Source organism: Pedobacter sp. (assembly GCF_045628745.1).
GTDB lineage: Bacteria > Bacteroidota > Bacteroidia > Sphingobacteriales > Sphingobacteriaceae > Pedobacter.
Genome location: NZ_JAZQPU010000128.1, coordinates 1 through 14376, shown reverse-complemented (window position 1 = coordinate 14376; position 14376 = coordinate 1). Strand labels below are relative to the sequence as shown.

General features: G+C 42.7%; 14 protein-coding genes. 11 read left to right on the top strand and 3 right to left on the bottom strand.

The features are described from left to right. The first annotated feature begins 38 nt into the window (after positions 1-38). Entirely contained in the window at positions 39-893 is an 855-nt protein-coding gene (locus ACR2F7_RS05415) for a hypothetical protein (protein WP_432712570.1), read from the top strand. 42 nt (positions 894-935) lie between these two features. Here ACR2F7_RS05415 and ACR2F7_RS05410 read toward each other — a convergent pair whose 3' ends face one another. Together ACR2F7_RS05410 and ACR2F7_RS05405 are read right to left on the bottom strand one after the other, a co-directional pair. After that, positions 936-1265, bottom strand: coding sequence for a helix-turn-helix domain-containing protein (locus ACR2F7_RS05410; protein ID WP_432712569.1), 330 nt, complete (start codon positions 1263-1265; stop codon positions 936-938). Positions 1266-1565: 300 nt separating this feature from the next. Then, positions 1566-1913 carry a helix-turn-helix domain-containing protein gene (locus ACR2F7_RS05405; RefSeq protein ID WP_432712568.1) on the bottom strand — a complete coding sequence of 116 codons (348 nt, stop codon included), beginning with the start codon at positions 1911-1913 and terminating at the stop codon, positions 1566-1568. A gap of 404 nt (positions 1914-2317) precedes the next feature. Between ACR2F7_RS05405 and ACR2F7_RS05400 the strand changes: the two genes are divergently transcribed. The 3 genes from ACR2F7_RS05400 to ACR2F7_RS05390 all read left to right on the top strand — a co-directional run bounded on the left by ACR2F7_RS05400 (position 2318) and on the right by ACR2F7_RS05390 (position 3571). Beyond that, entirely contained in the window at positions 2318-2686 is a 369-nt protein-coding gene (locus ACR2F7_RS05400) for a hypothetical protein (protein WP_432712567.1), read from the top strand. Next, a complete protein-coding gene (locus ACR2F7_RS05395) occupies positions 2605-3132 on the top strand; it encodes a CHAP domain-containing protein (protein ID WP_432712566.1) in 528 nt (175 codons plus the stop codon). The genes ACR2F7_RS05400 and ACR2F7_RS05395 overlap by 82 nt, the downstream gene beginning before the upstream one ends. Positions 3133-3199: 67 nt before the next feature. Continuing rightward, a complete protein-coding gene (locus ACR2F7_RS05390; protein WP_432712565.1) occupies positions 3200-3571 on the top strand; it encodes a hypothetical protein in 372 nt (123 codons plus the stop codon). Between the two features lie 213 nt (positions 3572-3784). Here ACR2F7_RS05390 and ACR2F7_RS05385 read toward each other — a convergent pair whose 3' ends face one another. Then, the gene (locus tag ACR2F7_RS05385) at positions 3785-3967 is read right to left on the bottom strand and encodes a hypothetical protein (RefSeq protein WP_432712564.1); all 183 of its coding nucleotides are present in this window, start codon (positions 3965-3967) and stop codon (positions 3785-3787) included. Between the two features lie 426 nt (positions 3968-4393). Between ACR2F7_RS05385 and ACR2F7_RS05380 the strand changes: the two genes are divergently transcribed. The 7 genes from ACR2F7_RS05380 to ACR2F7_RS05350 form a co-directional block, all read left to right on the top strand. Then, positions 4394-5035 (top strand): DUF6266 family protein, encoded by a 642-nt coding sequence (locus ACR2F7_RS05380; protein WP_432712563.1) that lies wholly within the window; start codon positions 4394-4396, stop codon positions 5033-5035. 576 nt (positions 5036-5611) lie between these two features. Continuing rightward, positions 5612-7450: a glutamine--fructose-6-phosphate transaminase (isomerizing) gene (gene glmS, locus ACR2F7_RS05375; RefSeq protein ID WP_432712562.1), complete on the top strand. Its 1839-nt coding sequence runs from the start codon at positions 5612-5614 to the stop codon at positions 7448-7450. A 130-nt stretch (positions 7451-7580) separates the two neighbouring features. After that, positions 7581-9599, top strand: coding sequence for a PAS domain S-box protein (locus tag ACR2F7_RS05370; RefSeq protein ID WP_432712561.1), 2019 nt, complete (start codon positions 7581-7583; stop codon positions 9597-9599). A 224-nt stretch (positions 9600-9823) separates the two neighbouring features. After that, positions 9824-11260: an MBOAT family O-acyltransferase gene (locus ACR2F7_RS05365; protein WP_432712560.1), complete on the top strand. Its 1437-nt coding sequence runs from the start codon at positions 9824-9826 to the stop codon at positions 11258-11260. Between the two features lie 5 nt (positions 11261-11265). Continuing rightward, a complete protein-coding gene (locus ACR2F7_RS05360; protein ID WP_432712559.1) occupies positions 11266-12180 on the top strand; it encodes a hypothetical protein in 915 nt (304 codons plus the stop codon). A gap of 15 nt (positions 12181-12195) precedes the next feature. Beyond that, positions 12196-13365, top strand: a complete 1170-nt coding sequence (locus ACR2F7_RS05355) for a pyridoxal phosphate-dependent aminotransferase (protein WP_432712558.1) — start codon at positions 12196-12198, stop codon at positions 13363-13365. An 86-nt stretch (positions 13366-13451) separates the two neighbouring features. Further along, positions 13452-14376: FAD-dependent oxidoreductase (locus ACR2F7_RS05350; protein WP_432712557.1), on the top strand; the 925-nt coding region annotated here is incomplete at its 3' end.

Sequence of the window (14376 nt, the reverse complement as noted above, 5' to 3'; positions counted from 1 at the left end):
ATGTTTAACTTTCAGTAAATGATAAATCACATAAAGAGATGGCAACAAGCGACGAAGAAGGAAATTTTAGAGGTAGTGTAGGTAAATTAATTTATCGGAACATTAAAGGAAAAACAATAATACAGTCTAAACCTGCACCAGGAATAACTAAACAAACGGCGGCTACCAATGCCAGCAAGATTGATTTCTCGCTGGGCAGCAACAGGGCAAAAATTATGAGGTACGTTTTGTTTCCCATGTTAAATGGAAAACATGATGCCAAAATGATCAATAGGTTCAATACGGCTGTGGGAGATGTGGTGCGGTCGAATACGGCTTTGCAGCCCGGTTTCCGCGACCTGGAGGATGGCGACATGGCCCTGCTCAATGGCTTTGAGTTCAATATGAATTCGCCATTTGCCTCCATGCTGGGGGTGAAATTAACGATGACACAAAGTTTCCATAAAGGGGTGACCATTTCCCTGCCTACTTTTGAGGTAAAGGAAGACCTGGTCTTTCCGGACATGGCTGCCGGGGTGGTGCTGCGGGTGTTGATCTCTGCCTTGAACCTGCAGCGAAATGAATACCAGTATTGTGGTTATGCGGAATTAAATATTCCCCTGGGATCGGTGGTGGTGCCGAAAACAGAATGGAGCTTTCTGGAGATGATGCCTGATCAGTGTCTGTTTCTGGCCAGCTGCTCCCTGGATTATTATGGCAGTGGCCTATATACTGCCTATGGGCTGAACAGTGTGAAATTACATCCGGTAACAATCATCGGACTGCAGTCAAGCCAGGAATTTGAATTTCAACTGCCTGGTCCCCAGGATGAGACTGACCTTTGGCATAAGTGGATGCCGATTCCGGGTGCTGATGGTAATAAATATTTAAATGATGACTACAGTCCATGGTAAATAGGGAGGCGGGGACCTCCCTATAGTGACCGCTACAGGGAGTTACCTTTGCCTTACTTCTTCATACATGTTAATTAAGCGCTTCTGGAGCGCATTCAACTCCTCATCCCGCTGCTGCAGCTTCTGTCGCAGTACGTTCACCTCGCTTACCTTAGTATGGTCTGTGCTGCCCTCCTCCTGTAACAGGATCCCAGCAGCAGAAACATTAAACAAGGTTGCAATTTGCATTAACCGCGAAATGTTGATATCGGTAATGCCGGTTTCGATCTTCGAAAATGCCGGCACAGAAATTTTCAGCTCTGCTGCAACCTGACTTTGGCTCCAGCCTTTCTTTTGACGTAATCGCCTGATGTTTTTCCCTATGTAATTCATATTTTAAAAATAAGTAATTAATTAACGTTAAAACTTAAAATTATTAAGAATCTGTAAGTTGTACCCAAAGTGTGAACCGGGTGAGTAATGTAAGAAAGCTGCGTTTCTCACCTCTTAAGAAAGGAAAATGCTGGAATTGTTGAATTTTATGAACTTAATTCAAAAGAAATATTAAAATGCTTTGTTTATGCCTTTATTAGCCCGGGGAAAGCACTATGGCAACAAAAAAAATCCTGTTGAACGATTCTGAATTCCTCAGGGAGGGCTTAATTTGTTCAACAGGAATAGAGGTAATTTGTTTTACTGAGCTGCAGATTTTTTGCTCACTTCTTCGTACAGGTCAATGAGCTTCTTCTGAAGCATATTTACTGTTGCATCCTTCTCTAAAATCTGTTTTTTTAATTCATTGGTCTCCTGAATCAGTCCCTCTTGTGGGTTTTCGCCTACATCATATAATATATCCATAATGGATACCTCAAAAATCTCTGCCAATTGTTTCAATCTCGACATGTTAATGTCCGTTGGTCCTGTTTCAATTTTAGAGAACGCCGGTACAGATACTTGTACTTTGTTTGCAATTTGTACCAGGGTCCAACCTTTTTTTTGGCGTAACCTCCTGATGTTTTTACCTACATTTTTCATATTCATCGTGTGTTTTTAAGCGCTGATGAAGCTATACTGCTTCACATGGTTTCATTGTTGTTGTTTGTTTCTTTTAAGTTTATCTGCTTATAAGGCCAAAGGGAAAGCTTATTTAGGGGCATTTTCATCACGCTGCTTAAGTTTTTTACCTCTGGTAATTCCATTCGTTCTTATTAGCTAATAATAATGTTGTATGAGCGTCAAATTGTTGTTTGCTTACTTTTATTGTTTTCTGACGAGAAAACCTGGCTAAATATAAGCGAAATAAACTACGCCTCAAAGAAAAATGTAGCGAAATACGCAGATAACGATAAATACGGGACAACATTCTGAAATAGAAAGTATATTAGCTATGCTGAAAACCATTATGGTATGGCTTTTAAGTAATTAACCATTAACTAATAATAAAAATGAAAATGACGTTAAATGTAGGTTTCTTTGAAAAGAACTTTCCCCGGGAAGGTTATTTTGTCTTCGCTGTATTTTTGTTCCTGTGGCTTTTGCTGCCCGACTGGATTCACCGCTATGACCGCACATCGGCCAGTATTGATCCGGCTATCTGGCTGCTGATTCTTTTGGCTTTGCTGGTCTTTTTGATGGCAGTTGCCTTAAACTGGTGGCTCTTGCAGCGCTTTTGGTTTTTCCTGGGCTTGCCTGCTCTTGGTTTGATGGTTTCACAATTTAAATCTTTAGAATTATGGCAGCAGCTAGGATTTTACTGGGCTTCATTTGCTTTACTGCTTTTAGTAAGTACAATGTGCCTGATGGCTATTTGTTAAAACAGCAAACACCACAGCTGATCAGCATTGCGGCGGCAGAACTGGGCGTGCGCGAGGCGACGGGTCATAATGATGGGGAGCGGATAAAGGCTTACCTCGCTGCCGTAGGTTTAAAAGTTGGACAGCCCTGGTGTGCGGCCTTTGTGTCCTGGGTGTGTAAGCAGGCTGGCTATGCACAACCCCGAACGGGCTGGTCGCCGGCTTTGTTTCCAGCTTCAAGGTTAAGGAAAATTCCTGAAGCAGGACAAGTATTTGGTGTTTATTTTACCGAACTCAAACGCATTGGACATTGTGGTTTTGTGGAAGAGCTGCGTGGCGACTGGGTGCAGACCCTGGAGGGGAATACCAATGTGGCGGGAAGCAGGGAGGGTGATGGGGTGTATCGCAAATGGCGGCCCCTGAAATCGCTCTCTCGTTTTGCAGAATGGAGGCCTCAACATGACTAAGGCTCCTGCACTCTGGCTCGTGCCTTTGTTTTTTCAAAGCTGTGGCCTTTTTAAAAAAGTAAACTTAGTGACCCAAAAAAATCAACTCCTGACAGAAAATTATACACATGCGGCAGATACGGAACAGCTGGTGCTGGAAAGCCAGGTAGAACAGCACCTGCACCAGTCGGATATGGAAGCGGAAGAAGTGTTGCTGGAAATTAGGCCAGGGGTAATTTTGCTGCGTACCACGGCTTCCAGGGCTTCTTTAATGGAGCAGCAAAATCTTGCCGCACAAAAAGAGGTAGGGGTAGGGACTACGGAGCTGGAGCAGCACAACAGTCAGCAGCTGAACAGCACAGAGAAAACAAAAACAAGTAGCCCTGCGGTAGCCTGGTTGTGGTTAGTGGGGGTATTGGTGTTGATTGCTGTTGCTGCATGGTATTATAAAGCGCTGTGATCTAAAGCTGTTTTTTAGGCAAAAGAAAAACCCGGGTTAAAGGAAATAAATTCCTGCCTGGGTTTTTTTTATGGCTAACTGGAGCAAAAAGAAAAACCCAGGTGATGGACAACCAATAAGAACCAACACCCGGGCTTTTTCTCCCTAACAAAAGAACCAAACCTAAAGAAAATACCTTTTTATATGAACCAACATATAAAAACGGAAACTCTTTTAAGTAATGATGAGTTCATCCTCATCGATGCACATGTAAAGGGCAAACTCGCGTTTGGTGATCCTTTGGTGCTTTTCTTTTTTTAAAGCGGCTTTTGTCTGACTGTAAAAGTACTGAGCCATTCTGATTGTTAAACCCATCCATTCGCTGATGTCCTTTGGGTAAATGAAAATTCTAGTCATGTTTTTTTAAGTTAATATGAAATAATCTGTTTTTATTTTGGTTAATTAAAATTCGTTTTCCTTAACTACCGTAATTCTAACTTAAACGAATGTAGACTCTTTATTTGATATAAAAAATTTATTTGCAACTTTTTTTAAATAAATATTTTTCGTCTGACGTTAAATAAATTTGTTTTTATCATTTTAAAAATTAACCTATTTCGTTTTTATGTTATTCAATTGCTTCTATATATATTCTAAATAGGTGCAAAAACCGAAATTATCGGAAAAGTGTGTAAAAATATTACATATCATTCAACTAACGCAATTGCCACAAGAAGTTTAAAATAGCCATTGTACATTTGAATTATAAGTTTTGAACTACCGGTGGGGAAAAGCTTATTAAATAATTAACAAAATAAATTAACAATTTAAATTTTAAACAAAATGGGAATTCAAGACAAAGGAGCCTTCGGTGGCTTTAGAAACAAAACAGGACCTCTGGTTGGCCACATTGTAAACGGGCAAAATGTGATTACTTCTATCCCCGCCAGGTCGAACAAACCGGCAACGGTTAAACAGCTGGATCAGCGGAAGAAGTTTGGGATGGTGACTAAGTATTTAAGCTGGATCTCGGCTTTGGTGCAGCAGGGTTTTAGCGAGCATGAGCCTAAGCAAAGTGCAATGAACATGGCGGTGCGGTATAACCTTAAAAATGCCATTACAGGGGTGTCTCCAGACTTTACCATCGACCCCGCTAAGGTGATGTTTAGCCAGGGAAAATCGCCCCTGCCTTTTAACATCAGCGTGGGAAGCCTGGTAGGTGGCAAGCTGGAATATGCATGGGGCGTTTCGCCGGTAAATAATTACAGCAAAGCCACAGATGTGGTGAACCTGGTGGTGTATAATGCCTCGAAAAATCAGTTTGTGGTATTGGAAGCTGCGGCCACCAGGGCCGAAATGTCCTTTACGCTGCAATTGCCGGCAGCTTATGTAGGCGACACCGTGAATTGTTACTTCAATGTGTATACAGCGGATAAAAAAGCGGCCAGTAACAGCTTTTACGCAGGCCAGGTAGTGGTACTGTAAGCATTTACCTGCTGTTCTGGTTTGAGCCCCGGAACAGCAGGTTTTTTTAATTTAAACGCTGTTTCTTTTGTTCTAATACATATACTTTTGCACTGCAGTTACCACAGCGGTATCTTTTATAAGGTTTCCAGAATAGAAAAGTTTTTACGAACAAACCTCGGGGGATCCTGGTGTCGAGGTCATATCGCTGACACTTAGGACATTGTTTGTAAGTTTTAGGCGTGAGCAGCCATTCATTTGGAGCGTTGGTCATATAGCAAACGTATCTAAAATTTTACTAAATAAAAAATAATAGTTAAAACAATTTCTGTAAATGACTGTTTCTGCATCCTAAGGCAATCCTGCTCTTTAAATTCCCCCTGCTAAACCATCTTTTCTTCTTGTTGCGGCTTCTATTTCTGCTCTTTACAGCAAATATTTTTTACGCTGCTCCATTTCCTTTTTCAAGAATATATAATAGCTTTACACATGATATTTCTTTTGAATTCTTCATGTGTCAATCTTGCTCAATCAGGCATGTTTATTGCTCATGATGGCAACAATCACCCTTAATAAGATCCTTATCAATCAAAATATATGTGTGGAATAGTAGGTTACATCGGTCACCGTCAGGCTTGGCCATTGGTTTTAAAAGGTTTAAAAAGATTAGAGTACCGCGGCTATGACAGTGCGGGCATTGCTTTGATTCAGGATGGCCACCTGAATATTTTAAAAAAGGCGGGAAAAGTTATTGAGCTGGAGAATTTTGCTGCTGGAAAAAATATTTCTGGTACAATTGGCATGGGTCATACCCGCTGGGCTACCCATGGTGCTCCCTCTGACCGCAATTCTCATCCTCATACTTCTGATAACGGCAAGCTGAGCATCATCCATAATGGCATCATTGAAAATTATGCGGTGTTAAAAGAGGAATTGCTGAACCGTGGTCATGAGTTTAACAGTGACACGGATACCGAAGTGCTGATTCACCTGATTGAAGAGGTCTATAAGGCAGAAAATGTGGATTTGCTGGAGGCTGTGCGTTTGGCTTTAAATGAAGTAAACGGTGCTTATGCCATTGTGGTGATGGATGAAGAGCAACCCGACCAGTTAATTGCTGCCCGTAAAGGAAGCCCTATGGTGATTGGTGTTGGCGATGGTGAGTATTTTATTGCTTCTGATGCCACGCCTATTGTAGAGTACACCAAAAATGTGATCTACATGAACGATAATGAGATTGCTTTTCTTAAACGTGATGAGCTGATGATTAAACGCCTGGATAATGTGGTACAAACGCCTTATGTGCAGGAGCTGGAACTGAAACTGGAGCTGCTGGAAAAAGGTGGTTATGACCATTTTATGCTGAAGGAGATTTATGAACAACCGCGTTCAATTCGTGACTGCATGCGTGGAAGGATTCATCCCAAAGAAGGAAAAGTGCAATTGGGTGGAATTAAAGAATATGCGGAGAAGCTTAAAAATATTGACCGCATCATTATTGTGGCCTGTGGTACTTCATGGCATGCCGGTTTAGTAGGGGAGTATTTGATTGAGGAGTATGCCAGGATACCGGTGGAGGTGGAATATGCTTCTGAATTCAGGTATCGCAACCCGATTATTACGGAAAAAGATGTGGTGATTGCTATTTCTCAATCTGGGGAAACAGCTGATACGATGGCGGCAATAGAAATGGCCAAAGAAAAAGGGGCTACCATTTTTGGGATATGTAATGTGGTGGGTTCTTCTATTCCAAGAATTACCCATGCTGGTGTGTATACGCATGCCGGTCCGGAGATTGGTGTGGCTTCTACCAAAGCTTTTACAGCACAGGTAACCGTATTGACACAGATGGCCTTTTACATGGCGCAGCAGCGAGGCACGATGACCAAAAGCCAGCTGGTGGAACTGTTGACGGAAATGGATTGTATTCCTGAAAAGATTGAAGCGGCCCTGAAATCGGATACGCTGATCAGGGAAATTGCAGCCAAATTTAAAGATTCAAGGAATTGCTTGTTCTTAGGTCGTGGCAGTGGTTTTCCGGTAGCTTTGGAGGGTGCTTTGAAGTTAAAAGAGATCTCTTATATCCATGCCGAAGGTTACCCTGCGGCAGAGATGAAACATGGCCCGATTGCCTTAATTGATGAAGAAATGCCGGTAGTGGTCATTGCCACCCGCAATTCTTCTTACGAGAAAGTGATCAGCAACATCCAGGAGGTGAAAGCCAGAAAAGGTGTTGTCATTGCCATTGTGACCGAAGGTGATGTGGAGGTGAAGAAAATGGCCGATTACTGTATCGAGATTCCTGATGCCAGTGAAGCCTTTTTGCCGCTTTTAGCTACAATTCCCCTGCAATTATTGTCCTACCATATTGCCGTTTTGCGTGGTTGTAATGTTGACCAGCCCCGTAATTTAGCGAAATCGGTAACCGTAGAATAAAATTTTTTTTCACGTTTGTGTACGCAAACATATAGTATTTTAGCTTTTGGGAGATTTTTTTGCAGCAGAATTTCCCAATCGCTTAATTAAATTTCGTAACTTTACATTAATCAACGCAACCTCTAGACCTATGATTGAATTTCCTTTAACAGATTGGGCAACCAGGCGCATTGCAGCGCTTCATCACCTGGAAATTCTTTATACAGCGCCTGAGAAAGAGTTCGATAATATCGTTGCCCTCGCGGCACAAATTTGTGAACGTCCTATTGCCACCATTGGTTTCATGGATATCGACGCTACCTGGTTTAAGGCGGTAAAGGGCATGGTAATTGCCGACAATATGGACCGGAATTACCAGTTTAACAATTGGGAGGACAACAGACCGATACAAATTGCGGATACTTTACTGGATCCATTGAGTAAAACGGTTCATTTTAGCCGCACTTACCCTAATGTGCGTTCGCTAACGATAGCGCCTTTGATTAACGAGGAGGGGATAGTTTTGGGTACCCTTGCTGTGGCAGCTTATCAACCTGGTCTTTTAACGGCGGCACAACTGTCGGCATTAGAAATGCTGGCCATGCAAACGGTGAGTTTACTGAAGCTGCGCCTGCAGGTGATTAAAATGAGGGATGTGGCCATCCATACCAAAAGGACCATGGACCAGATTTCGCAGGTTTTTAAAAGTGCCATTGATGCGGTGATCATTACAGACCAAAATGGCGTGGTTTCGCAGTGGAACCCTAAAGCGGAACTGATGTTTGGTTATAGTGCTGCTGAGGCTTGTGGTAAACGCATCCATAACCTGGTAGTGCCCTCGCGTTTTCATGCTGAATTTTTTGAAAAACGCCGTGAGCTGTTCGCCCAAACCCGCGTGATGGAAAGAAATACGAGTTATGAACTCTTAGGTAAAAGAAAGGACCATACTGAATTCGTGATCAGCCTGGGGGTGTCTTCTGTGGTGATAGGTGGTGAATGTTTATACATCTGCTTTGCTGCCGACATTACGGAAAGCAAGGAGGTGGCTAAAAAACTGGCTGTGCAGAAACGCTTCTACGAAAATATTTTAAATAAAATCCCGATGGATATTGCGGTATTTGATGCCAACCATCGCTATTTATACCTGAATCCTTATGCCATTGCTGACCCTGAAATGAGGGAATACATTATTGGCAAGGATGATTTTGAGTATGCTGCCTACCGTAAACGTAACCATACCATTCCACTGCTGCGCCGTGAACAGTTTTTGAAAGCTAAGGTAACGCATAGGGCCACGGTTTGGGAAGACCAGGCAGTGGATCCTACGGGGAAGGTTTTTACTTATATCAGGCAGTTTTTTCCGGTATATACCGAAAATAACCAGTTAGACTTTGTGATTGGTTATGGCGTGGATATTACCGAGCGCAAACGACTGGAAATGGAACAGGATGTTTTGGTGGAACGGCTGTCTTTCCAGAATACCCAGCTTTTTGATTTCTGTAACATCGTGACACATAATTTACGTGGTCCGCTGAATAATATTTCTATGTTGGTGGAACTGATTGAGGACGCGGATGACATCAACGAGCAAAATGAAATGGTTGCCAAGTTAAAGCCTGTAATTGAGGGCCTGAAGTTTACCTTTAATGAACTGGTGGAAACCATACAGATTAAACAGGACCTGGAAATTAAAAGTGAATTAGTGAACCTTGCGCAATGCCTGACGACGACCCTGCAAGGGATGGAAATGGAGATCATGAAGGCTAATGCGGAATTTATTGTGGACTTCTCTGCTGCCCCTGAGGTTTGCTTTCCTCCTAAATATATTGCCAGTATTTTTCATAACCTCTTGAGTAATGCCCTGAAATACCGCTCGCAGAAAAGACAGCTGCTGGTACAGGTGAAAACCTGGAGAAAAGGTGACAGTACTTTCTTGACTTTTAGTGATAATGGTTTGGGGATTGACCTGGATAAACACCAGGATAATGTGTTTAAAATCGGTAAGGTTTTTCATAACCATGCCAATGCCAAGGGTTTAGGTTTATACATGACCAAATGCCAGGTGGAAGTGATGGGTGGCAACATTGAGCTGGAAAGTGAAGTTGACCAGGGGTCTACGTTTAAACTGGAGTTCAAAAACCAGCTGAAAGAGTGTTTGCAGGAAAATTAAATTTTTGTTCCTTGCTGGTTTATGATCCTGGCGTTCTCTGTTAGTATTGTAGTAGGTGCTTCATTCTAAAGCACCTGGGTATTGTTTATTTAAAAATTTCTGAGCAAAATAAATGTAGAAATACTATATAAAACCTGTGTAGAAAATTGCTTATTTATTGTGTAGTAAAGCAACTTATTTTATCTCTAATTTCATCGGCATAAGTTTAACGCGCGCAACTGCCTATGCTGTTTAATTCTTTTGAATTCCTGCTCTTTTTTCCTGTGGTTACGTTAATTTATTTTTTGTTGCCACATCGGTATCGCTGGATGCACTTGCTGCTGGCGAGTTGTGTATTTTATTGCTTTTTTATTCCCGTGTACCTTCTGATTTTATTGGCCACCATTGTGGTAGATTATGGAGCTGCGCTCTACATGGAACGCCACCCCGGGAAGGCGAAAAAACGGGCGTTGATTTTGAGCATCGTCGTCACCTGTCTAATCCTCGCCGTCTTTAAATACTTTAACTTTTTTAACGATAGTTTTGCGGCCATTGCAGCTTTCTTCCACCTCAACTATCCCGTAAAGGCTTTAGCCATTCTTTTGCCCATAGGTTTATCTTTCCATACTTTTCAGAGCTTGAGTTATGTGATTGAAGTTTATCGGGGTCAGCAAAAGGCGGAAAGGCATTTCGGCATTTATGCGCTGTACGTGATGTTTTATCCACAGCTGGTGGCCGGACCTATTGAGCGCCCCCAGAACATCCTCCACCAGTTTCGTGAGAAACACAGGTTCAATTTTGATGACGCCGCCATTGGCCTGAAGATGATTGCCTGGGGTTTGTTTAAAAAAGTAGTGATTGCCGACCGACTGGCGATTTACGTGAATTCGGTTTACCCGAATGCGGGAAGTCACAATGGCAATACGCTGCTGATTGCTACTTTATTTTTTGCTTTCCAGATCTATTGCGACTTTTCGGGCTATTCGAATATCGCCATTGGCACAGCCCGCGTGATGGGTTTTAAGCTGATGACCAATTTTAACAGACCTTATTTTTCTAAATCCATTGCTGAATTCTGGAAGCGGTGGCATATCTCGCTGTCTACCTGGTTCAGGGATTACCTGTATATCCCGCTGGGGGGAAACAGGATGGGTAAAAGCCTCCATTACCGGAATTTGATGCTCACCTTCACCATCAGTGGTTTATGGCATGGCGCCAACTGGACTTATGTCTGCTGGGGTGCCCTGAATGGCTTTTACCTTGTTTTTGCCCAAATGTTTAACCCTTACACGGCTTCCTGGAAAGCTTATTTCAGGGCAGGTAAAAAAACACATGCCCTGTTCTCTCTTTATGAGCTGCTCGCTACTTTTTTGCTGATTCTGGTGGCCTGGGTTTTCTTCAGGGCAGAAAGTCTATCCATGGCACTGGAGATTATAAATAAAATTGTCTTTGCCCGCGGTCCGGTTTTTATTGGCGAGATCCATACTTTCTTTTACGGTTGCTTCTTTATTGGCCTTCTGCTGCTGATAGAGATCTTTGAAGAGTATAAATTGATGAATTCTTTTAGTCTTTTCTATAATGAAAATATAATCATAAGGCGCTTATCGTACATAGGCGTGGTCTTTTTTATCCTGCTGTTCGGGGTATTTGGTGAAAGCCAATTTATCTATTTTCAATTTTAAAAGCCATGAAAACTAAATTTTCTAAAGACTTCCTTTATTTTGCCTGGTTTTCTTTAATTTTTTGCTTGAGCCTGGTTGTGCTGGATCAGCTGCTGGGTGCCGGATTTAATTATTATTACCATCAGCAATATGCGGGAACTTTATACCGCACTAATATGTCTATTGACAGCACCCGCGCACAGGTGGTGATTGTGGGTTCTTCGAGAGCAAATTATCATTATGATGCACCGCTGATGTCCAGAAAATTGGGTAAAACCGTTTACAATTGCGGTCGCGAAGGGCAGGGCCTGCTTTATAGCTGCGCTGTGGTTTCTGCTATTGTTGCCCGCCATAGGCCGGAGCTGGTGATTATGGATATTTTACCCAAGGAGTTGAGCTTCCATGAGGAGGAACGCCTGGCTTCTTTGCTGCCCTATTACCAGAATAAAGAGATCAGGCCCTACCTTGATTTTGCCGACAAGTACCAGGAGGTAAAGCTGCTCTCTAAAACTTATCCTTTTAACTCGCTGTTAACTTCGATCATCGTCGGTCGTTTGTCTTATAGTGGTCGGGAAAAGGAGGAGGCAGGTTTCATTTCCCTGGAAGGCAGGATTCCCAGAAACGAGGTTATTCACACCGAGAGGGATGATCAAAATTTAGTATTAAGGGATAAGCTGCTGCTGTTTGAAATATTTTTGGGTAAAATGGAACGTCAAAAGATCCATTGTTTGCTGGTGATGTCGCCCATGTATAACCATTATATTCCCGGGGCAACAAGGAAATTCTGCAAACTAATTAACTCAAAATATAAATTTATCAGATTTCTAGATTTCACCAATAAAACGGAGTATTTTGACCCCAGTTTATACAATGATTCTTTTCACCTGAATGATACCGGTGCAGCGCGTTTTTCTGCCGAGGTGGTGAAGAGGATTCATTAGCCATTTATCTATTATATGTTTGACCCGACTAACATTAACCTCGATATTTTAAAGAAAAGAGCCTTCAACTTGCGTTGGGCAACGGTGCCTGAAGGGGTGATTCCCTTAACGGCTGCTGATCCTGATTTCCCTTCAGCACCTGAAATTGCGGAAGCCATCATCCGCTTTACCAAAGACCGCTATTTATCTTATGGTCCGCCGGCAGGTTTACCTGAATTTAAAGAGAGTGTGGCCCGCTTTTTCCAGGAGAAAAGACAGGTGCCTGCAAATCCGGCATGGCTTTTTCCGGTCGACAGTGCTGCCTTTGGGATTTACCTCATTTGTAAGACTTTCTTAAAACCCGGTGATGAAGCCATCATCTTCGATCCGGTAGATTTTCTGTTCCGCTATTCTACGGAAACGGTGGGTGCCAGGGCTGTCACTTTTCCGATTCCTGCAGGACCTATGCCAGTAGATTTCGACCGACTGGAATCTCTGGTGACCACCAACACCAAAATGATCTGTTTGTGTAACCCACTGAACCCAACAGGAAAAGTGTTTACACGCGAAGAACTTTTAAAGTTTGGTGAAATTGCCGTCAAAAACAATTTAATTATTTTGTCTGATGAGATCTGGAGCGACATCATTTATACGCCGAATGTATTTACCAGCATTGCTTCCCTCAACGAGGAAATCAGGAACCAAACAATTACAGTAACCGGCTATAGCAAATCTTATGGCCTGGCAGGTTTGCGCATTGGTGCCGTGATGGCCAGTAACGCTGCTCATTACGACCTTCTTTTTCAGGCTTCTTTGCACCAGTCGACCATTCATGGGGCCAATGTTTTATCGCAGGTAGCTGCATTAACGGCATTGAATGAGTGTGATGATTACCTAAAAGGCTTTGTGAGCCATTTGCAGCAGATGAGAGATTTAACGGTTGCTGCTTTTAATGACACTCCCGGCTTTCAATGTTACCTGCCTGAGGGCTGTTATGTAGCTTTTGCCAACATAACCGGCACGGGGAAAAGCAGTGCTGAAATTAGGGACATCCTTTTTAATGAGGGTAAAGTGGCTATTGTTCCGGGACTGAAAGAATGGTTTGGCGATGGTGCGGAAGGGCACATTAGACTGAGTTTTGCTACTTCGCGTGAGATTCTCGAAGAGGGCTTGTACAGGATTAAAAATACTATGGGTTTAATATAAACTGATGATACCATCAAAGCAAGTATTTATAAAGACAATAAACATTGCTGATAGCTTCATCAATTTAAAAAACAATCAATAAATATATGAAAATAGTCATCATTGGTGCGGGAATCGCAGGTTTATCCCTTGGTATTTTCCTCCAAAAATATAATATAGCCGTATCTATCAATGAGCGGGCTTCGGGTACTTTAGGCGGTGGTCATGCTTTTCTAATGCATACTCATGGCTTATCGATTTTGCAGGAACTGGGAGAGGGCAGTGGAATGCCTTTGCCGGGGAAAAGTGTAGAGCGCTTTATCTTAAGAAATGCTGATGGCACGGAGGTTCATGACCTGGAGCTGGGTGCCTGGCAATGTATAAAACGAGCGGACCTGACTTTATATTTAAATAGCCTGCTGCGGGAACCGATTAAAGACGGACGTGAATTTTCGCACTTCCTTTATGAGGATAAAAAGGTACAAGCTGCGGTGTTTACCAACGGGGAGGTGGAATATGGTGATGTTTTTATTGGTGCTGACGGTGGTTTTTCTAAAGTGCGCAGCCAAAGCTTAGGGGAGGTGGAATTTATACCGGGCAGGGTGAAAGAGGTGGTCGGCATTGCAGAACAAGCAGCTGTGGCTCATGAATTTGCAGGCATCTTCAGTAAATTTCAGAAACGCGAGAAGGGTTTGGCCTTTGGCATGATCCCGACTTCGGCAAAGGAACTGGTGTGGTTTATGCAATTTGATCCTTCTTTAGCAGTGCCTGAAGACGTTACACCGGAAGCATTAAGTGCTTTCTGTCAGCAGCAGTTGCATGATTTTCCAGAAGTGGTGCAAAAGGTGTTGCAGGGCAATAATTTTGAACGTACCTATGTGTGGAATACGCGTGATTTTGACCTGCTGCCGCGATTTCATCACCAGAATGTGGCGGTAATAGGGGATGCTGCTCACCTGGCCCTTCCTTTTACCAGTGCGGGAACAACTAATGCCATGGTGGATGCAAAAACTTTGGCCGATATGCTGTTAA